This is a genomic window from Cohnella sp. WQ 127256 (genome assembly GCF_024519285.1).
Taxonomy (GTDB): domain Bacteria; phylum Bacillota; class Bacilli; order Paenibacillales; family Paenibacillaceae; genus Cohnella.
On the sequence record NZ_JAMZCY010000001.1, the window covers coordinates 1,112,143 to 1,133,111 of the forward strand.

The window sequence follows — 20,969 nt, forward strand, 5'->3', positions numbered from 1 at the left end:
AACTAGATTAGAAGGAGCTCGTAATGAATAAAAAGTTTAAGCAATTATTTCTATCCACACTATTGATATGTTCAATTCAATCACCGCTTCAGGAAGCTTATGCTGCTGTTAGTGATGAGGGTAAGGAATCTCTTGTTCTGATTCAAGGCTCGAATAAGATGTTACATAACGGGGTTAATGTGACAGCGACTCAGCCACTAACCGAGATTAAAGGTGTGACTTATGTTGCAGCTAGGTCATTCATGAATGAGATTAATGGCACCATCGATTACGTTTCGAAGAGCAAGACGTTTATCTTAAGCAGTGGAGAGAACAAGCTCATTTTTAAGACGGGGACTTCATCTTATACCTTAAATGGAGTCGCGAAAAATAATGCAGCGGGTGCACCTTATGAACTCAAGGGATCATTAATGATCCCAGTGCGTACGGTAGCTCAAAACTTCGGTATGACGTTGATCTACAACTCCCAACAAAAGAAAATTGAGTTGAAGTGGGGAACGGCAACGACTCCGGTCAAACCGCCAAATCAACCGCCAGTAGCCTTGTTTAGTACGGAGAAAGATACGTATAAAATGGGTGAATTGATTACTTATCAGGATCAAAGTACAGATGACTTGAACAAGATTACGAGTCGGAAGTGGAATAATAATGAGAGTGTGTTTTTCGAACCTGGACCGCAAATCGTAACCTTGACGGTTACCGACGATAACGGATCGATTAGTGAGTATTCGAGAACGATCACGATTACGGATGAAACTCTGTATTCAAAGGACGAATTCAATCTTCTGTATACGGATATTGGTGATAAATTTGGGTTCAGTGGACCTTCCGTATTAACATTCCCGAAGGTGAACTTCAGTATTGAAGATCGTGAGCAAACGTTGATCAAATCAAATAGTCCCGAAATGATTATGGATGAAGGAATTTATTACGAAGATATGATTTCAGGAAAAGTAAGATTCATTATTCATAATCAGAATGGCCGGACTGCTCCCGTTAAAGTGTATATTTTGCTAACGAATGAGAATTCGGAGACAGCTACTGTAAGGACGGGGGCTGTAGGGATGGCCGGACCGAATCCGATAGTGTCTACGACTGGAAGAGCGGCTACGGGAAGGTACCTAGAATCCTTGTTGAATCCTAAATATACGTATACGAATATTCCTGCTGGTGAGAGCCGCCTTATCTTTACTGATTACAGTAGCAAAAATGTTAGACCTGGAGATGTGTATTCCATGTTCGGGGATGTTCAGTTGAGTGCAAATCTCAAATTGCAGGTAGTCGTTGTGGATGCCAACCGAGATATGATGAGTTCGGTTCCGAATTTACAGCTGTTGCCTAACGATGCTTTTCACATTCGCGGCAAGTTCGAGGATGCCAATCGCACGATATACGTCAATCAACCTCTTGGTAGCGAGAAAAGCCGGATGATTCTTGTCGACAATGTCGTCGATCCTGGACTTACAGGAGTCGATAATACAACTGGGAAACCAGTCGTTAATATGGGCAATTACGGTGTCTTGTACACGGTAAGATTAAATAAAGTACAGCCTAATACTGCGATTGTCCTCAATTCTCGTGGTGGTCATTATGCTGGAGCTTTTACTGTGAATGGCAAAGTCGTGTATATGACGAATAGTAGTATTCTTACGAGCCCAAATGAAGTGGGAATGCTCTATAAGACAGGCGACTCCACGGAATCGGTTACTGTAACATTCACGCCTGCTTCAGGTAGTATGCTGCCTATTAACCTCTTATTTTTGCCAATGCCAGCGAAAAACTAGAATGATAGATTTAAGATGAGCCGTTCTTACACATGAAAGTGTGTAGGGAGCGGCTTTTTTATAGGTACAGCGCTGTCCTTTATCGTTAATTTGTTTGACATTGATAATCATTATCATTTAAGATGGACTTAATCCCAATGTAAGCGGAGTAAAGGAGTTGGAATTGCACGATGCAAATCTCTACAAACCCTGGTGGGCTTGTATTTCATTTTTCCTCCATTAAGAGGTTATCGTCAGATGTGCTAGTGGCAGCTCCACTTGGACAAGGTATCGTACATAAGAAGCAATTATCGGACGAATGGGTAGAGAACAATGAAGGTTTACCTGATCGGACTCATATTAATCGTCTACAGGTATATGAGGATCAATTGTATGCCTGTTCGAATAAAGGGCTTTTTTCGTGCAAGGATGAGCAGTGGAGTACGACTGAGCTAGCTGTTAGCTGTTATCAATATAAGAAATATAACGAGGTTGGAGTAGCAGGGACTTCATGTGGGTTATGGTACACCGAGGGTGCGGAATGGAATCTCATGATGCGTTCAGATGTAATCGTATATGACTTCTTGTATTTGCCTCAGTATGTGGTATTGGGGACAAATGAAGGACTATCCATTCTTGACCGCTTAACGACGAGCTGGATGCACTTTAAGATTGGCTCATCAGTGACCAGCTTGGCTGTTCATCATGGTCGGATCATCGGTGCAACGGAGCATGGAGAACTGTTCGTTGGCAATCAACGTGGGAAGTTCGAACGTTACCTCATCGGTAAAATGTTTATTTTCTCTATTGTGACTCGAGGGAATGAGGTGTTCGCTTGCACGGATCGAGGCTTATACCGATTGAGCTACATTGGCAACCAAATTTCTTTAATGGCATTAAAAATTGGTTGCCAAGTCACTGATGTAGATATGGACGATCGTTTCTTTTATATTGCTACTCTATTTGATGGGGTGCAACAGCTGAATCGCCTGTAAATGGAAAATATGCACGGAATAAGCTGCCTTCTCCAAGGCGGCTTTCTACGGATAATGTGCCACCATGTAGTTCGACCAGTGATCGGGTGATCGATAGGCCTAGACCAGCTCCGCCATGTCTACGTGCCCGTGAGGAGTCAATCCGATAAAATCGGTCGAACAGATGGGGCAGATGATCTTCTGGAATCCCTGTTCCGTTATCTTGGATCGTCAGCTCTACACCATGATCTACTGTGCTTAAGGCAATCTGAATGACACCTTCTTGTGAATCCGTATGCTGAACAGCGTTCTGAAATAAATTTAACAATACCTGTTTGATTTTATCTTTGTCCAATGAGAGCTCTACCCTCGAATTCATCTCCATCGTAATGTGCCTTTGTCCCGCCAAAATCCGTAATTGTGGCTCCATCTCCTCGATCAGTAGAGCCAGGTCACAAGCCTTAAGCCAAGCTTCTGGTGCTCGATCTAGCTTAGCCAACTGCAATAAATCCAACACTAGCTTATTGATCCGCTCTGATTCTCCGTGCATGCTCTTCAAAGCTTTGTCCAGTTGGACAGAGTCGGATGCAGCGCCCCTCAGCAATACTTCAAGAAAGCCATGAATGGAAGTCAGCGGCGTACGCAATTCATGTGAGGCATCGGAGACGAAACGCCGCATCCGCTCCTTCGCTTCTTGCTCTGCCTGGAATGAAGCACCAAGACGCTCGAGCATGAGATTAAAGGAATGGGACAGACGTTCGATTTCCATAGGTTGATCGTTAGTCGGCAATCGTTCATTTAATTTGCCGGAATCGATCTTTTCTACGGTTGCCACCATTCGGGACAAAGGGGTTAATGTTCTACGAATAGCAGGCAAGAACGCAAGCAATCCACCTATCAAAGCCGTAAAGGCTAGTGCTAGGAAAAGCATGAAATGCCGATAAAGATCACTCTTCAGCGGCTTTGTGCTCATACTGACCTGGACGACACCTTTTATCCCATTAAAGCTTCGCACCGATTGTAAAATAACCAATTGTTCCCCATTAGCCATATGGTTCACAATTCTAAACGTGGCTTTGTTACGTCTCGGCGGCTTTAATGCATCCTTATATACTTGCTTATCTAATCTTGGAATAGACTCGGATGAAGAAGAGTTGAATGAAGTAACTTCTTTGAAATGTCCTTCCATGTCGATAAAAGCAACAGAGGATCCAGGGAAGAAAATAAATGGCTCCGCAGGGCCCCGTGGCTTTTGAGTTGAACCATTTAATCGTTCCCACATTTCTCCGGGTACAGATTGAATCTGCCTTTGAATGCTCGCTGCTTTATTCTGATAGAGGAATCGTTCCATCAATATATATTGCAATACACCAATGACGAGTAGCAGCACTGCGAGAATGATTAATATGCGCGATAAGAGCTGGTAACGAAGAGATCGAGGGAAGATCATTCGACGAACGGTATCCAATGGAATTGTCCAACGGCTTATCACAAATCCACCCGGTATCCGGCACCACGAATCGTACGAATAACCCGATGTTCACGATCCTGCAACTTGTCGCGCAACGAACGAATATAAACTTCGACAATGTTCTCTTCCCCACCGAAATCATATCCCCACACTTGATCAAGAATGACGCTCTTACTCAACACATGTCCATGTTTATAAATTAAGTACTTCAGCAACTCGTACTCCGTAGGAGATAAATCTAACACTCGTTGATGGTAACGAAGCTCTTTGCGTGCAGCATCAATGGAAAATGGACCTATCGTGATCTCGTTCAGAAGATGGGGGAATTGATTGCGAACTCTTGCTTGAATTCTAGCTAGAAGCTCACCAAAGCCGAAGGGCTTGGACATATAATCATCTGCACCCAAGGTCAGTCCTTTGACACGATCTTCGATTTCTTCTTTCGCTGTGAGTAGGATAACAGCAACAGGCTTCATCCCTTTCAAGGCAGTGCAAACTTCATAGCCATCCATTCCCGGCATCATCACATCCAAGATGACGACATGAGGACAGAATTGTTCGGAGATTGCGATCGCTTCTGCGCCGTCTTGCGCCGTCTGGACTTGATAGCCCTCATTGACTAGGCCAAGCTCAATAAATTGTAATATATTCGGTTCATCATCTACGACTAAGACTTTAATTCCATTCAATTGTTGCTGCGCCATATGTATTCCTCCAACTCATGTCTAATCTCATAGGGTCTTAGCTCTTATTATTTACTATTATGAGCGATTTTCCTTAACATTGGCTGAGAGAAAACTGAAAGAATGCTGAAAGCGCCGTTCAGAAAACATTCAGTTAGCATTCATGTTGAGCTAAGGTTCGTCTTCCATAATGTGCTCATGACAATAGAAAAGCGAAGGTGAACATTACGAATGAAGAAGAAAATGGTTTGGTCAGTTGCCTTAGTCATTGTATTGGCAGCGGGAACATGGGGAGGAATTCAGCTATACAATAAAAAGGATACACAGCTAGTGGCAAGCTACATAACGACTCAAGTTCGCAAAGGGACGATTGAAGTAAAGGTAAGCGGGACGGGCAGTATTCAACCGATCGCTCGGAAAACACTTAAGGCAGCGGCATCAGGAACGGCGCTTAAAGTTAATTATAAGGAAGGAGATACCGTCAAGAAAGGTGATATTCTCATTACTTATGAGCAAGAGGACGTTACAGACAGCATTCGTAGTAAAACAATTGACTTGAAGAAGAAGCAGCTGGAGCTTAATGATTTGCAGACAAAATATAAAGAAGCATTAGACGATGAGGCTCGTAAGCCATTGGTATTAAGTATTCAGAAGCAGCAGTTGGATATTGAGATGGCTCAATCAGATATATCTACATTAAAGACAGGCAAGATTATTGATCCAATCGTTGCGCCTATTGATGGAGTGCTGGCTACATTTGATGTTGTTGCTGGTGATTCGATTAATCCAAATGGGGAGCTTGGTGAAATCGTTAATTTTGCTCAGCTGCAAATGGTAGTGGGGATTGACGAATTGGATATTTCAAAGGTAAAGCTTGAGCAGGAGACCGAAATTCTTGTGGAGGCTTTGCCTGAGGAGAAATTTACAGGCAAGGTTGTATCTATTGCGGATGAAGGAACGACAAGCAATGGTGTTGCCTCATTTGATGTCACGATTGTACTGACAGACGCTAAGGCTTTGAAGGTTGGAATGTCTGCGGAGGCGAGCATTATGACGGATAAGAAAACAGATGCCTTGTATGTACCCGTTGAAGCTGTACAGTCCTCGCAAGGGAAATATTTCGTTATGGTACCGGGGAGTTCGGGATCAGGAACAGGTGCTGGCACGGGGACGAATTCAGGTTCAAGTACAAAAACACCTCCTGCTCAAGGAACAAATGGAGATGTAGGGGCACCAGGACCACAGGGTGGACAAACCGGTCAAGCAGGTCAATCTGGTCAAGCCGGACAGGCACCAGGTGGAAACTCCGATCGCTTCCAGAACATGTCTGAAGAAGAGAGAACGGCCATGCGTGAGCAATTTGCGGCCAATCGTGGCTCGGGAGGCACGAATGCGAACGCTGGTGTGGGCGTAACCTCTACAACTCGCGTTGAAGTAAAGGTTGGTATTAACAATGAAGATAATATCGAAATTTTGTCTGGACTTAAGGAAGGCGATTCCGTTGTACTCCCAACAGTCGCAAGCTCAAGCTCTAGTGCAAACATGCAAGGTGGATTCCCTGGCATGGGAGTTGGCGGATTTACAAGCGGAGGAGGAGGGGGCTTCCCTGGTGGCGGAGGTGGCATGTCTGGTGGTGGCACCCGTCAATCCACTGGCGGTGGAGCAGGTGGTGCACGTTGATGACCACATTGGCTAAAGTTGAACCTTTGATCCGTATTAAGGAATTGAGCAAACAATATCGTATGGGTGGAGAAACATTAAATGCATTGGATAAGGTTTCATTAACCGTCGAGAAGGGAGACTTTCTAGCGATTATCGGCCCTTCTGGTTCAGGGAAATCAACATTAATGAATGTGATAGGTTGCCTCGATGCACCGACCTCAGGTGAGTATTGGCTTGACGGGGCTGAGGTGAGCCGATTAAAGGAAAACAAATTAGCAGATATTCGCAATCAGAAGATAGGCTTTATATTTCAAGGCTTCAATCTGTTGACGAAATTAACTGCGATCGAGAATGTAGAGCTCCCGCTAATTTATCGTGGAATTCCCGCGAAGCAACGGAAGCAGCAAGCGATAGAGGCGCTCAAGAAGGTTGGTCTAGAGGAGAGAATTCATCATCGCCCAGTTGAATTGTCAGGAGGGCAGCAGCAACGGGTAGCGATCGCTCGTGCTCTCGCAGGAAACCCTCCGATTTTACTCGCGGATGAGCCAACCGGTGCGCTAGATACGAAGACAGGTAAAGAAGTGATGGGATTTATTAAGGAACTGAATGCACTTGGTCATACGATTATACTGATCACACATGATATTGAGATTTCCCATCAGGCGAAGCGAGTCGTCAAAATAATGGACGGGAAATTGAACGAAGAGGGTGGCGGGCAGGATGAACTTCATACAAGCATTTAAGATGGCGCTCATGAGCATTCTGTCCAATAAGCTACGCTCCTTATTGACGATGCTCGGGATCATTATTGGCGTAACAGCTGTAATCGCACTAGTTGCTCTAGGACAAGGAGCAACGAAGTCAGTCACTGAGCAAGTGGAGAGCCTGGGAACGAACTTACTGACGGTTAACATCTTGGGTCGTGGCACGACGAGTACCCTGAAAGTAACCGAGGCTGTTGCGATTGCGGACAAGGTAGAAGGTATCAAGTATATCGCACCTGCGAACTCCCAAAGTACATCGGTTAAGTATGGAACGAATACGAAGACGGTAAGCATCGTAGGTACGAATGCGGATTATGCACTCGTAAAAGATTATAAAGTCGCAACAGGACGTTTTCTCGCGCAGATCGATCTGGATGTGTATCAGAAGGTGGCCGTTATAGGCTCGACTACAGCGACGGATTTGTTCGGTTTTGGGAGTCCGCTTGGAGAGTATATTCTCATTCAGGGCACTAGATTTAAAGTCGTTGGAGTTCTGGAGGAGAAGGGTGATTCTACAACAGGCTCTAATGACGAAGTCGTTATGATTCCGGAAACGTCCGCGGAACGCCTCTTTAAATCCAAGGGAGTTCGCACCATCTATGTCCAAGCAGAGACTCCTGAAGTGATCGACTCTGTTGTTACGGGCTTGGAAGCTGAGCTAAGCGACCACTTCCGAGGAAACACGGACAGCTACAGAGTGTTTAACCAAAGTGATGCGTTATCCGCATTAACCTCGGTATCGGATACGTTAACGCTTGCCTTGGCCGGTATTGCAGGAATTTCTCTATTGGTTGGTGGGATAGGGATCATGAATATTATGCTTGTATCCGTGACCGAGAGAACGAGAGAAATTGGTATTCGTAAAGCTATAGGCGCGAAGAAGAGGGATATCTTAATTCAATTCCTTATTGAATCTATGATGTTAAGTGGGCTAGGCGGGGTACTAGGAATTGGAATTGGAATCGGTGCGGCTAAAGGTGCTTCCACCGTTTTTAATATGGATATTCAATTCTCGATCAACATCATCATGGTTGCTTTCTTCTTCTCTGTATTTATTGGTGTATTGTTTGGGATGTTCCCAGCTAATAAAGCTGCGAAGCTTAAACCGATTGACGCACTGCGGTACGAATAAGCTCTAATAAAGAAGCTTGTTGACTTAATTAAGAAAGGAGGGGAATCGCATCGGGATCATTCCGGAATATGAGAAGCTGGTCACACCGCATTTGGACGAATTACGTAAATATTGCTTCTATCTTACAAAGTCGAAATGGGATGGAGAGGATTTGTTTCAGGACACGCTGTTGAAATCGTTAGTTTTCTTCCTTCATACCGAGCCTTATCTGGATGTAAAGCCGTTCCTTGTTCGGGTTGCCAGAAACCTATGGATCGATGATTGCCGCAAAACAAATAGACGAAGGCGGACGCTCATAGACCAACCGAAGCTCTATTATACGGACAATGATTACGTGGAAGTACGCAACGCTATCGAATGGTTAGCCGAGCGGTTCCCCAGACGTAATATTGAGATGTGGCTATTAGCAAATTATTTTGGTTATTCGATGCTTGAAATCGCAGTAGCAATGGGTTGCTCGGTGTCTGCGGTTAAATCCATCTTATACCGAACTCGTGAATTGCTTCGTAATCGAGATGAAATGCTTGAATCCCGCAAAGTTATTCATTTAGACGTGGAGCGATGGTCGCGTGCGATCATGCAGGATAGACCTCAATGTATTCTTTCAGAAGGATGAAGTGCATGCGATGGGAACCAAATCCCACAATCTCTCGTACTAGAAATGGAACACTAGCATACGGGAGGTTAAATCGATATGCCCAACATTCTGATTGTCGATGACGACCCGGACATTCTTGAACTTATTCGATTTTATTTGCATAGAGACGGCTTTAAGGTTTCGAATGCATGCAACGGATTAGAAGCGATGGATGTCGCGGAGAAGACGAAAGTCGATCTGGCGATCATAGACGTGATGATGCCTCATATGGACGGCTGGGAGTTATGCCACCATCTGCGGGAAGATTACCCCGAGATGCCAATCCTGATGGTGACCGCTAAAGGCGAGACCAATCACAAGATTAAAGGCTTTAATCTGGGCGCAGACGATTACCTGGTTAAGCCCTTCGATCCGTTGGAGCTGGTTGCACGGGTCAAGCTGTTACTTAAGCGTTACAAGATTCACAATGCGATGAAGCTTCAGATTGGAAACGTCCTACTCGATAAGCACCGGTATGAGGCGGTCATCGATAATGCTCAGTTTTCCTTGCCGTTGAGGGAATTCGATCTCTTATTCAAGCTTGCCAGCTTTCCCGGTCAGATCTTTACACGAAATGATTTGATCGAGCAAGTATGGGGGGCGGATTTTGCCGGCGATGATCGTACGGTAGATGTTCATATTAAGCGCATCAGAGATCGGTTTGCAGAGTTGAACTCGGCATTCATGATCGAAACAAAGCGGGGGCTTGGTTACAAGCTCGAGGTTATGGAATGATTAAGACTTTATATGTACGAGTCGTGCTCTCGTATTTGTTAGCCGTAATTATTGGATTGGTCAGTACATATTATTTAACTCTTTTGGTATTGAGCTCGATTGGCGATAGGTACGCAGACAGGCTTCAGAGAGAGCTGGTTCAAGACGGTAGAAGCATCCAGGAGCTTTTTCGGGTTAACGGTATCGACCAAGCGGAAGATGCACTAAGAGACGAAAGCTATGCGAAGAAGTACGAGGTTAGGGTGTACGACAAAAACGGAAACCTGATGCCTAGAAATGGAGTGGAGCCCTCCGAACTCTTTATTCTCTCCGACCAAGTTGTTCGTTCCGTGCTGAACGGGGAGTCCTACAGGGGCATGGACGTTTCTCAGACTGAGCTCATCGTCGGCTTGCCTTATGAGGAAGATGGCGAGCATTATGCTCTCTTTATTCAAATATCCGAAGGCATCGTAATTTCTTTTACTTCGAAATTGCTCATTTTAGCTTTAGCGATTAATTTGCTAGTGGGATGTTTGATCATTATCGTAGGGGCCCGTTATTTGGTTAAACCTCTTCGAGGCATGAAGGCAGCAGCCGAGCGGATGGCCAAGGGTGAATTTGACATCGAACTCAAATGGGGGAAGAGGAAGGATGAGCTAGGACAGCTTGCGAAGAGCTTCAATTACATGGCAAGCCAGATGAAGCAGCTCGAATCGATGAGACAGAACTTTGTCTCCAACGTATCCCATGAAATCCAGTCACCATTGACCTCTATCTCGGGATTCTCCAAAGCGCTTCAGCAAAGTGATCTTTCCGATGAGGATAGGATCCGGTATCTCACAATTATTCAGAACGAGAGCGAAAGACTTTCCAGACTCAGTGATAATTTGTTGAAGTTGGCATCTCTGGATTCGAATCGTCATCCGTTCGAACCGCATGTGTTCGATTTGGATGAGCAGCTCCGCAAGGCTATCGTGAACAGTGAGCCTCTATGGTCCGCGAAGTCGTTAGATTGGAGTTTGGATTTGCCCAGAACAAAAATTAATGCCGATGAAGACCAATTGAATCAGGTGTGGATCAATCTGATCGGCAACTGCATCAAGTTTACTCCTCCGGGCGGCAAGATTAGCATCCGTATCGTCAAGCAGATGGATTTGATCGAGGTGTTCATAGCGGATACCGGAATCGGCATCCCACCGGAAGATCAAGGGAAAGTATTCGAAAGGTTCTATAAATCGGATCAATCACACAACAAGAATCAGTCAGGTAGCGGATTGGGGCTTGCGATCGTCAAGAAAATCGTGACAAGGCATAGGGGAACTATCGTGTTGAACAACAACCCGGGCGGGGGAACCCTTGTTACTATTACGTTGCCGCATCGTATTTTATAATTATTGTTTAAGCCAATGAAGAGGGGGATTACCCCTTTTCATTGGCTTTTTTGTCGTATTAGGGAACAAATACCTGTTGCATGCCCATGTACGTCATACTTTATTCATAATTCTGTTGTAAGCTAGTGCCAAGCATGGGAGAAAGGAAAGCTTTCCCAGACGAATAGATGAAATAACGAATCGAGTTTGCAGGAGGGTTATACCTGTTGAAGGCGCTAATCCAGTTTTCCATGAACAAAGTAGCGGCAATGTTCATCTTGATCGCTATCGTACTAGGTGCGGGAAGTTTTGCGGGCAACTCACTTAAAGTAGAGAACATGCCCGATATTTCATTTCCGTTTGTCGTGATCTATACCCAGTATCAGGCTTCACCTCAAGACGTGATGAGCTTGGTTACTAAACCGATCGAAGACAAAATATCTAACGTTGCCGGCTTAAAGATGATAAGCTCGTCCTCAAGCGACGGTTTCTCATCGATAAACCTAGAATTCAATGAAAAGGTAAACGTTGAGAAGACGAAGCAAGACCTTGAAAGCCTCGTCCAGGAAGTGGGTCTTCCAAAAGAGGCCGGCAGACCGAAAGTAGCGACCATCGGGTACGCTTCGTTCCCTTCTTACTATTTGGCGGTTCACGCAAAGGAGACGATGTCTCAGACCGAGCTGGATGAATTGTACGATAAGGAATTGAAGCCCGGCTTTGAATCTATTAACGGGATTGATCACATTGATACGATAGGCGCACGCAAATCTTCCCTCGATATTCGGTTAGACGGGGGAGCACTATCCGCCTACAGAATGACTCCTATTATGGTTACGAGTGCCATACAGGCTGCAATGACTAACGGTTCTGTAGGTATCGTCAAGTTCAACGGCAATACGCAGATCGCACGGGTCAAGGGTGAGATGAACAGCCTTTTTGATCTGGAGAACCTAGAGATCGTAACGCCGACAGGTCAGACGCTTCTCTTGAAGGACCTATCGGAAATCGAAGCGGTCAATGAATCGAACTTTATAGCTCGCATGGATGATAAGCCTGCGATCGGTATTCACCTGTACATGTCGAGTGGAACAAACGCCGTCGATTTCTCCAATGAAGCCCAAGCTAAGATACGAGTGTGGGAACAATCGAACCCGGGAATTGCGTTTAACACGGTTTACGATAGTGCAGACGAAGTCAGGGAATCCATTAGTGGATTGTTAAGGGAAGGCCTGTTCGGAATTATTTTGGCATCCTTGATGATATTAGTCTTCTTACGGAACTTAAGAATGACGCTTATCGTCGTCGTATCGATTCCACTATCTATTTTGCTTACGTTAGTCGTGATGAATTACATGCATATTACGCTAAACATTATGTCCCTTGGAGGCATGTTCATTGCCGTCGGTCGAATTGTGGACGATAGCATCGTCGTCATTGAGAGTATTTATGCCAATCTGCAAAAAGCGCAAAAAAGGAATGAGTCGGTCATCCTGTTAGCCGTGAAGCAAGTGGCTATGGCCATCAGCTCGTCTACATTCGTTACGGTTGGCGTATTCCTTCCAATCGCTTTCGTAACTGGTATTATAGGTGCGTTGTTCCGTCCGTTCGCGGTTACAGTGTCCGTCGCCTTATTGGCTTCCTTGCTCGTCTCCTTGACCGTCATCCCGATGATGGCGAAGCTGATGGTGCTACGCAGCGCCAAAGCTATGAACGTGAAGGAGCATGAAGGAGGGAAATGGGTATCGTTATATGAACGAACATTAGTATGGTGCTTAACCCACCGAATGAAGACGTTGCTGCTTTCGGGGTTGATGCTCATCTTGACAATCTTGTTTACCGTGCCCAATCTACCTAAAGGCTTTATACCGGACGGCCCGCCTCAAAAACAGATCAATTATTCAATCAAACTGCCTTACGAAACCTCGTTTGACAGCACGGATTTGCAGGCAAAGCAGATCGAAGCGATACTGCGGGAAGCGAAGGACGAGAACGATAAACCGTTGTTTAAGTTCGTAGAATCGTTAGTTGGTTATGCTTGGGCTGAAGATCGTGTTCCTTATACGATTGAGATTATTACGGAAGTCCAGGATAACGTAAACCCTAAAGCCGTCAAGGATCGATACAGCAGTTTCATAGCGGAGCAGCTACCTAAAGGCTCGGAAGTTATGCCGGGGTCGCTAGCTGGTGGCAGCGGGTCATCCTCTATTGATTTTACGTACGTGATTTACGGAGAGGATCAATTGATCCTTGAGCAGGCCGCGTCAACGATCAAGAGCAAGATGAAGGAATTCCCGGAATTGCTAGAGATTAAGGATAGTCTTGGAGACGCGAAGAAAGAAGTGCAAATTACGGTTAATCCTTTGAAAGCTAGACAATTCGGATTGGGTGTTTCGGAGGTTCATGATTATGCTGCGGGATGGATAGCGAAATACGAATTAGGAAATGTCCGTTTGGACAATACCGTATATCGCTCAGCGGTCGAGCTAGCTCCCAAAGATAAAAACTCGCTTGAACTGCTAGGTCAAATGCCGATACAGATAGCAGACGGAACCGTCGTTCACCTGAATGAGATCGCTAAGCTTGAGGAAGTCAACGCGCCAATTTCCTTACAGCGTGAGAGTCAGAAGCTGATGGTGAGTATGACTGCGAAGATTGATTCGAATAACAAAGCTGCGATCAGCGAGAAAGTATCAAACACGCTTGGTGCACTCGAACTTCCTTCGGGGGTGACGACCACGACCCGCGGAGTGAGCATGGATATGGCGGAAGGCTTCGCCCAGATGTTCGCGGCCATGGGCGCGGCCATCGCGATCGTCTACCTAATCATGGTTCTATGCTTCGGGAATGCAGGTACGCCGTTCGCTATTCTATTTTCCTTGCCATTAGCGGTCATCGGCGGGTTACTGGGATTATGGGTTGCACGGGAGTCCATTAATATCACCTCCCTAATCGGCTTCCTGATGCTCATCGGGATTGTCGTCACGAATGCAATCGTCTTCCTCGATCGGACACAGCAATTGAGAAAAGAAGGCTATCTCGTTCGCCACGCGTTGATAGAGTCCGGCAAAGTAAGGCTGCGTCCGATCATTATGACAGCCGGAGCGACGATTGCGGCCATGATTCCTCTAGCACTGGGTTTATCGCATGGAACGCTAATATCTAAGGGGCTTGCCGTTGTCGTCATTGGGGGGCTCATCACGTCCACGATACTGACGTTAGTCGTTGTTCCGATCATCTATGAGTTGATCGAATCATTAAAAGCGAGAATGAGCCGCATCTTCAATCGAGATAACCGATCGAGCCATGGTGAGGATATTAGCTTATAAAAATCGGAAAAGGAGTTTCGGCATATGAGGAATCGAATGATACGCAAATCGTCGCAAAGCAAGGTGAAATACATCGCTCTGTTGATTTTCTTTACCGTCTATATTGCAGGATGTTCGACATCTGCTAGCAATGCGGATGAACCGTTAGCGACGAGTAACCAATCTAAGTCATTCGTCAAGGTTGAAGCGATCGGGAAGCATAGCATGGGAGAACCGCGGGAGCAGGTAGCTGAAGTCAGTGCTGCGACAGCAGTAGATATTACAGCGGATGCCGGGGGTTTGCTGCTGCGACTGGTGAAGAGGAACGGTGACAAGGTTATGGCAGGTGACGTGATTGCCGTAATCGATAACAAAAATGCCTTCATTGAGAAGGAAAGAGCAGAGGCGGCATTGAAGAGCGCGCAATCATCGCTACTTAGTTCTTCTGCAGAGTTATCTGCCAGACGGTTAGAATTGAATAACACGATAGATTTGATGAAGGATAAGTTAAAATTGCAGTCAAGGGAAGGTACAGAAGCGGAGCTTGAAGAAACGAAGAGAAGCCTTGGCGTGGCCATGAAGCAGTTGGAAGCCTTACAAGGAACACAAGCAACCGCTGCTTTGGAGGCGAATGTGGAAACGTCGCGATTAGTTCTGGAGCAAGCGGAGAAGTCGTGGGGAAATGGACAAATTAAAGCTCCGGCAAGCGGGGTACTGACCGATGTGAAGGCGGATGCTGGCATGAACATTCAAGCCGGAGGCACATTCGGAGTCGTTCAAAACACGGAAAAGGTTAAGCTCAAGGCGCAATTAACCGAGACGGCAGCCCAATTAGCTCGGAACAAACTTGAACTCGTATTTAAAGATTCAAAGGGTGATGACAAGCTGAGAAAAGCAAAGGTCATTTATTTGTCCGAATTACCTGATGTAAGCACAAAATTATATCCTATAGAACTCGTGGTTGATAATGGGGATAGATCACTTAAGCCGGGTAGCCGCGTTCAAATCCAGCTCACGACCCCCGAGGAAGAGAACGTCGTAGCGATTCCATCAATCAGCATCATTAGAGAAGGTAAGGAGACGTATACTTTCTTACAAAATGGAAGCAAAGCGGAGAAACGCAGGATCGTGCTTGGACGGGTCAATGGTCCATATCAAGAGGTGTTGGAAGGACTGAAAATAGGTGATCAATTGATCATATCGGGCCAACATGCCCTGACAGATGGGCAAACCATTGAGACTGCACCGAATAAATAAAGGAATGGAAAGGAATGGGGGATGCACGACATGGATTTCAATACGATATATGATACATGGATAGCTCCCCATCTCGTTGATCTGAAGAAGTATTGTCTCTATATAACGAAGTCAAAATGGGATGCGGATGATCTGCTACAAGATGCCTTGCTTAAGTCATTGGTATTCTTTAACCATACCGAGCCGTACTTCGATGTGAAGCTATTTCTGTTCAGGGTTGCCAAAAATACGTGGATCGACGATTGCCGAAAGAAGCAGAGAAGAAAGATGACTCTAACCGATACCACGAAAGCTTATTATACAGATAATGATTACGTAGAGGTTCGCGGTGCAATCGAATGGTTGTCCGAGAGGTTCCCGCGACGGAACATCGAAATGTGGCTGTTGTTTAACTATTTCGGCTATTCGATGCAAGAGATTGCTAACGATATGGAATGTACCTTATCGACCGTTAAATCTGTACTTTTTCGTACGCGGGATATGCTTCGCAAACGTCATGATTTAACGCAGAATCGCAAAATCCTATTTTTTGACGTAGATCGATGGTCGCACGCGATCATGCAAGATCGACCGCAAGGCATCCTCTCTCAAGGCTGATAGAAAGGACCCTTAACTATTTCTGTTAAGGGTTCTTTCTATGCTATAATTTACACAGTAACTAATAGAATAGAGAGTGTTGGGAGAATGCTGCGCTGATGAAAATAACATCCCGTATGATCGTATTGTTCACTTTTCTGATTGTCGTTTATTCAAGCATCAATTATTATATCGGATGGCACTTGACGGATTGGCTTGACGCAGTCGGAATCACTTATACCCCATGGTTGTTTTGGTTGCCTTTTGGAATTATCGTTTACGGCTATATTCTCGGTCGGTTTCCGATGCCGAATCTTGCTAAACCCGTAATAAGACTGCTGAAAGTGATCGGATCCTATTATATTTTTATTATGGAAGCTGGATTACTGTTATTTATTGCAGCGGATTTGGTTCACCTCCTCCTGAAGTTATTCGGTGTAACGGTAGAAGACTATTCACTTTATTCAGGTAGCATCGTTATAGCATTAATTATCGTTCTGTTAGTGGTCGGATCCCGTAATGCTTGGAGTCCGATCATACGTCAATATGATATCGAAATACTTAAGCCCCCGGGTTCAGGCGGACAGCGCGAATGGACGATTGCAATGGCATCGGATATTCATCTAGGGAACACGGTAGGCCGTAGACATCTGGCTAAGCTCGTTAATCGGGTAAATGAAATGAAACCTGACTTAGTATTGCTGCCTGGCGACGTGATCGACGATTCGATCGAACCGTTCTTGCGTAATAAAATGGGCGATGTATTACAGAAATTAAAGGCTAGACGCGGCGTTTATGCGGTACTTGGTAATCATGAGTATTTTGGTGGACATATTGAGCAATATGTCGCCGAAATGAATTTAATCGGCATCAAGGTTCTTAGGGATGAAACAGTGGATATCGGTGGAGAGCTATACGTGGTTGGTCGTAAAGATAAAACCGCAGAGTCCACGGAAAGCTCGAGACAGAGTGTAGCTGAGCTCGTTCGTCCTTTGGATCATAGCAGGCCAATCCTCCTTATGGATCACCAACCGACTAAGTTTGCGCAAGCATCCGAAGCTGGAGCTGATGTGATGCTGAGCGGTCACACGCATCGTGGTCAATTCACTCCTAACCACCTGTTCACCAAGCGGTTGTTCGAGCTAGATTGGGGTTATATGAAGAAGGGTGCTATGCACGTCATTGTATCCTCTGGCTTCGGAACTTGGGGTCCACCGATCCGACTCGGAAGTCGAAGTGAAATTATCCAACTGAATATTAAGCTTCAATCTTAACGAAGATTGTGATCTGAACCTTGCTACAGCGGTTATGCCGATGCTGTAGTAAGGTTTTTTGATTATGATTTTTAAAAAATGAAAAAAATATGCGGATTAATAAGATGTATTGTTGCATAAATGTGTCGTATTAATGATGTACATTGTTTTATGTTGTGTCATAATAGTAAATATGTTATACATTATATATGGACTTTATTGTTAATTGGAGGGTTTTATATGGAGAGAGAGCTTTCTTTAGAAGTCGTGCGCGTTACAGAATTAGCAGCTTTGGCATCTGCTCCTTGGATGGGCCGTGGAGATAAAATAAATGCAGATGGTGCTGCAACATCCGCGATGAGAGCGATGTTCGACACCGTTTCTATTAGGGGTACAGTTGTTATCGGCGAAGGGGAAATGGACGAGGCTCCGATGCTTTACATTGGAGAGCAAGTGGGAAGTATGAATGGACCTGAGGTTGATGTAGCTGTTGATCCACTCGAAGGCACTGAGATCGTCGCTAAAGGCTTGAACAATGCAATGTCTGTTATCGCAATCGCGCAAAAGGGCAATCTGCTGCACGCTCCAGACATGTACATGGAGAAGCTTGCTGTTGGTCCTCAATTAGTCGGCAGATTGAGTATTACGGATCCACTAGAGGTGACCTTGAATAAGGCAGCGGATATATTAGATAAGAAAGTATCCGAGCTCACAGTCATGGTATTAGACAGAGTAAGGCATGAAACGGTCATTAATACGTTGCGTAAAGTCGGCGTAAGAATTAAATTTTTGTCTGATGGAGATGTGGCTGGGGCGATGGCACCTGCTTTCTCTGAAGCAGGTATCGATTTGTATGTGGGCTCGGGAGGCGCACCAGAGGGAGTCCTTGCAGCAGCAGCCCTGAAATGTCTAGGTGGAGAAATCCAAGGGAGGTTAATGCCATCGGATGCCAAAGAATATGCCCGTTGTATCCAAATGGGCATTGAAGACCCTTATAAGGTGCTGACGATGGAGGACATGATCGGTAATGATGATGTTATTTTCGCAGCGACAGGGGTAACACCTGGGGAGTTTCTAGGTGGCGTACGTTATTTGCCGGATGATCGCGCTGAAACGCACTCGATTGTGATGCGTGCGAAAACAAAGACGATCCGTTTCATAAGAACGCTACATTACCTGCCTAATAAATCCTTTATTTAAACCTTCAAATTCAAAGAGCGATCCACAAATGTGGGTCGTTTTTTTATTTGTTTGTGTTTGAATTTACTGTATTCAAACACAAACGGGTGTGTTAAGATGAAACAAACACAAATAAACAAAACATTCGGAGGTATCATCATGGTACAAAGCTTGTGGGAATCATCGAAAGCATCTGAGCAACAAAACGGTTTAGATCAACTCGTATATCGTTCTAATATCATTGGTACGGATCGTCGCGTATGTAACTTCGGTGGCGGTAACACATCCACGAAAACAATCGTTAAAGATTTCCGTGGCCGCGATACAGAAGTGATGTATGTGAAAGGTAGCGGTTCTGACCTTGCATCGATGAAAGCTAGCAATTTCACAGGTTTGCGTATGGATGATATTCGTCCGTTATTCGAGAAATCGGAAATGCCTGATGAAGAAATGGTCGCTTATCTTGCGAACTGCATGATTGATGCTAAGCATCCACGTGCTTCGATTGAAACATTACTTCACGCATTCCTTCCGTATAAGCATGTTGACCACACGCATCCAGATTCGATCATCAGCCTGTGCTGTGCAGATAACGGTAAAGCACTTGCTCAAGAAATTTTCGGTGACCGTTTCGTATGGGTTCCTTATATCCGTCCTGGCTTTACATTGTCCAAGATGATCGCAGAAGGAGTACTGAACAATCCTAAAGCAGAACTCGTACTTATGGAGAAGCACGGTTTAGTTACTTGGGGCGATACTTCTGAAGAGTGCTATGCGCAAACGATCAAGATCATCACAGAAGCAGAAGAATTCATCGAAGCTCGCGTAAATGCAGCGAAAGTATTCGGCGGCGTTAAACATCCAACACTGGATGCAGAAGCTCGTAGGAGTGTTGCAGCTCAAGTTATGCCAACGATTCGTGGAGCGGTAAGCGATGCGAAGAAAATGATTCTTTCCTTCGACGATGCAGACGATGTTCTGGAATTCGTAGGCGGAACTGATTCTGCGACGTTGTCCCAAGTGGGCGCGGCTTGCCCGGATCATCTCGTACACACAAAGGTTGTTCCGTTGTTTATCGACTGGACTCCGAACGTTGAAGATATTGAAGGCCTTAAAGCGAAGCTTAAAGAAGGCGTTGCAGCTTATAAAGAAATGTACAAAGCTTACTTCGAGCGCAATAAGAATGAAGGGGACGTCATGTTCGAAGCGGCTCCTCGCGTTATCCTCATTCCAGGCGTAGGGATGATCAACACAGGTAAGAGTTGGGCAATGTCTCAAGTAAGTGGAGCTTTGTACCATCGTGCTATCGCAGTTATGAGAGGCGCTACTGCTCTTGGTAACTTCGTATCCTTGGTAGAAAACGAATCCTACAACGTAGAATACTGGCCTCTTGAGCTTTACAAATTGTCCCTAGCACCAGCTGAAGCTGAGTTCTCCCGTAAGGTTGCATTCATCACAGGTGGAGCTGGCGGTATCGGTAGCGAAACAGCACGTAAACTCGTATCTGAAGGCGCGCATGTCGTACTAGCTGATCTTAACTTGGAAGGCGCACAGAAAGTCGCTGCTGAAATCAATGCGAAGTATGGCGAAAACCGTGCGATTGCCGTTAAAGTAGATGTAACAAATGAAGAGTTGGTACAGGCTGCTTATGCAGAAACTGCGCTTAACTACGGCGGCGTAGACATCATCGTTAACAATGCAGGTCTAGCGACTTCAAGCCCATTCGATGAAACATCCCTTAAAGAATGGAATTTGAACATGGCTGTACTTGGAACAGGTTATTTCTTAGTTGCCCGCGAAGCGTTCAAGCTTATGAAAGCTCAAGCAATTGGCGGTAACATGGTATTCATCGGCTCCAAAAACTCTGTATACGCAGGTAAGAATGCATCCGCTTATAGCTCGGTTAAAGCACTGGAAGCACATCTTGCTCGTTGTATCGCTGCTGAAGGCGGAGAATTCGGAATCCGCGTGAACACGATTCTACCGGATGCGATTCTACAAGGCTCTGCGATCTGGAACGGAAGCTGGAGAAACGAACGTGCGGCTGCATATGGCATTGAGCCAGATCAATTGGAAGAATACTACCGCAAACGTACAACCTTGCTTGTTAACATTTACCCAAGAGACATTGCGGAAGGCATTGCGTTCTTCGCATCTTCCAAATCAGACAAAACAACAGGCTGTATGCTAACGATCGATGGTGGCGTACCCGCAGCATTTACTCGATAA

Annotated in this window: 16 protein-coding genes; 14 read left to right on the top strand and 2 right to left on the bottom strand. The window is 45.3% G+C overall.

Annotation, left to right across the window (positions count from 1 at the left end; translation table 11 throughout):
- The first annotated feature begins 23 nt into the window (after window positions 1-23).
- Window positions 24-1,784, top strand: coding sequence for a stalk domain-containing protein (locus M1K58_RS04795; protein ID WP_256757517.1), 1,761 nt, complete (start codon window positions 24-26; stop codon window positions 1,782-1,784).
- A gap of 170 nt (window positions 1,785-1,954) precedes the next feature.
- The gene (locus M1K58_RS04800; RefSeq protein ID WP_256757518.1) at window positions 1,955-2,758 is read left to right on the top strand and encodes a hypothetical protein; all 804 of its coding nucleotides are present in this window, start codon (window positions 1,955-1,957) and stop codon (window positions 2,756-2,758) included.
- On the opposite strand, the gene M1K58_RS04805 is transcribed toward M1K58_RS04800, so the two are convergent.
- Together M1K58_RS04805 and M1K58_RS04810 are read right to left on the bottom strand one after the other, a co-directional pair.
- Entirely contained in the window at window positions 2,718-4,229 is a 1,512-nt protein-coding gene (locus M1K58_RS04805) for a sensor histidine kinase (RefSeq protein ID WP_372339100.1), read from the bottom strand. The genes M1K58_RS04800 and M1K58_RS04805 overlap by 41 nt on opposite strands.
- The gene (locus M1K58_RS04810; RefSeq protein ID WP_256757519.1) at window positions 4,226-4,912 is read right to left on the bottom strand and encodes a response regulator transcription factor; all 687 of its coding nucleotides are present in this window, start codon (window positions 4,910-4,912) and stop codon (window positions 4,226-4,228) included. Before M1K58_RS04810 ends, M1K58_RS04805 begins: the two co-directional genes overlap by 4 nt.
- Window positions 4,913-5,122: 210 nt before the next feature.
- On the opposite strand from M1K58_RS04810, the gene M1K58_RS04815 reads away from it, so the two are divergent.
- The 12 genes from M1K58_RS04815 to M1K58_RS04870 all read left to right on the top strand — a co-directional run bounded on the left by M1K58_RS04815 (window position 5,123) and on the right by M1K58_RS04870 (window position 20,969).
- On the top strand, window positions 5,123-6,571 hold the full coding sequence (locus M1K58_RS04815) for an efflux RND transporter periplasmic adaptor subunit (RefSeq protein ID WP_256757520.1): 1,449 nt from the start codon (window positions 5,123-5,125) through the stop codon (window positions 6,569-6,571).
- The gene (locus M1K58_RS04820) at window positions 6,571-7,296 is read left to right on the top strand and encodes an ABC transporter ATP-binding protein (RefSeq protein WP_306220157.1); all 726 of its coding nucleotides are present in this window, start codon (window positions 6,571-6,573) and stop codon (window positions 7,294-7,296) included. Before M1K58_RS04815 ends, M1K58_RS04820 begins: the two co-directional genes overlap by 1 nt.
- Window positions 7,274-8,449, top strand: a complete 1,176-nt coding sequence (locus M1K58_RS04825; RefSeq protein WP_256757521.1) for an ABC transporter permease — start codon at window positions 7,274-7,276, stop codon at window positions 8,447-8,449. Before M1K58_RS04820 ends, M1K58_RS04825 begins: the two co-directional genes overlap by 23 nt.
- A gap of 76 nt (window positions 8,450-8,525) precedes the next feature.
- Window positions 8,526-9,065, top strand: coding sequence for an RNA polymerase sigma factor (locus M1K58_RS04830; RefSeq protein WP_256758248.1), 540 nt, complete (start codon window positions 8,526-8,528; stop codon window positions 9,063-9,065).
- 78 nt (window positions 9,066-9,143) lie between these two features.
- Complete coding sequence (locus M1K58_RS04835) at window positions 9,144-9,821, top strand: response regulator transcription factor (RefSeq protein ID WP_256757522.1); 678 nt, start codon at window positions 9,144-9,146, stop codon at window positions 9,819-9,821.
- Window positions 9,818-11,191 carry a sensor histidine kinase gene (locus M1K58_RS04840; RefSeq protein ID WP_256757523.1) on the top strand — a complete coding sequence of 458 codons (1,374 nt, stop codon included), beginning with the start codon at window positions 9,818-9,820 and terminating at the stop codon, window positions 11,189-11,191. Before M1K58_RS04835 ends, M1K58_RS04840 begins: the two co-directional genes overlap by 4 nt.
- A 206-nt stretch (window positions 11,192-11,397) precedes the next feature.
- Complete coding sequence (locus M1K58_RS04845) at window positions 11,398-14,496, top strand: efflux RND transporter permease subunit (protein ID WP_256757524.1); 3,099 nt, start codon at window positions 11,398-11,400, stop codon at window positions 14,494-14,496.
- 24 nt (window positions 14,497-14,520) lie between these two features.
- Entirely contained in the window at window positions 14,521-15,732 is a 1,212-nt protein-coding gene (locus M1K58_RS04850) for an efflux RND transporter periplasmic adaptor subunit (RefSeq protein WP_256757525.1), read from the top strand.
- Window positions 15,733-15,762: 30 nt separating this feature from the next.
- A complete protein-coding gene (locus tag M1K58_RS04855) occupies window positions 15,763-16,329 on the top strand; it encodes an RNA polymerase sigma factor (RefSeq protein ID WP_256757526.1) in 567 nt (188 codons plus the stop codon).
- Window positions 16,330-16,427: 98 nt separating this feature from the next.
- Window positions 16,428-17,582 carry a metallophosphoesterase gene (locus M1K58_RS04860; protein ID WP_256757527.1) on the top strand — a complete coding sequence of 385 codons (1,155 nt, stop codon included), beginning with the start codon at window positions 16,428-16,430 and terminating at the stop codon, window positions 17,580-17,582.
- Window positions 17,583-17,801: 219 nt separating this feature from the next.
- The gene (glpX, locus tag M1K58_RS04865; protein ID WP_256757528.1) at window positions 17,802-18,761 is read left to right on the top strand and encodes a class II fructose-bisphosphatase; all 960 of its coding nucleotides are present in this window, start codon (window positions 17,802-17,804) and stop codon (window positions 18,759-18,761) included.
- A 138-nt stretch (window positions 18,762-18,899) separates the two neighbouring features.
- The gene (locus M1K58_RS04870; protein WP_256757529.1) at window positions 18,900-20,969 is read left to right on the top strand and encodes a bifunctional aldolase/short-chain dehydrogenase; all 2,070 of its coding nucleotides are present in this window, start codon (window positions 18,900-18,902) and stop codon (window positions 20,967-20,969) included.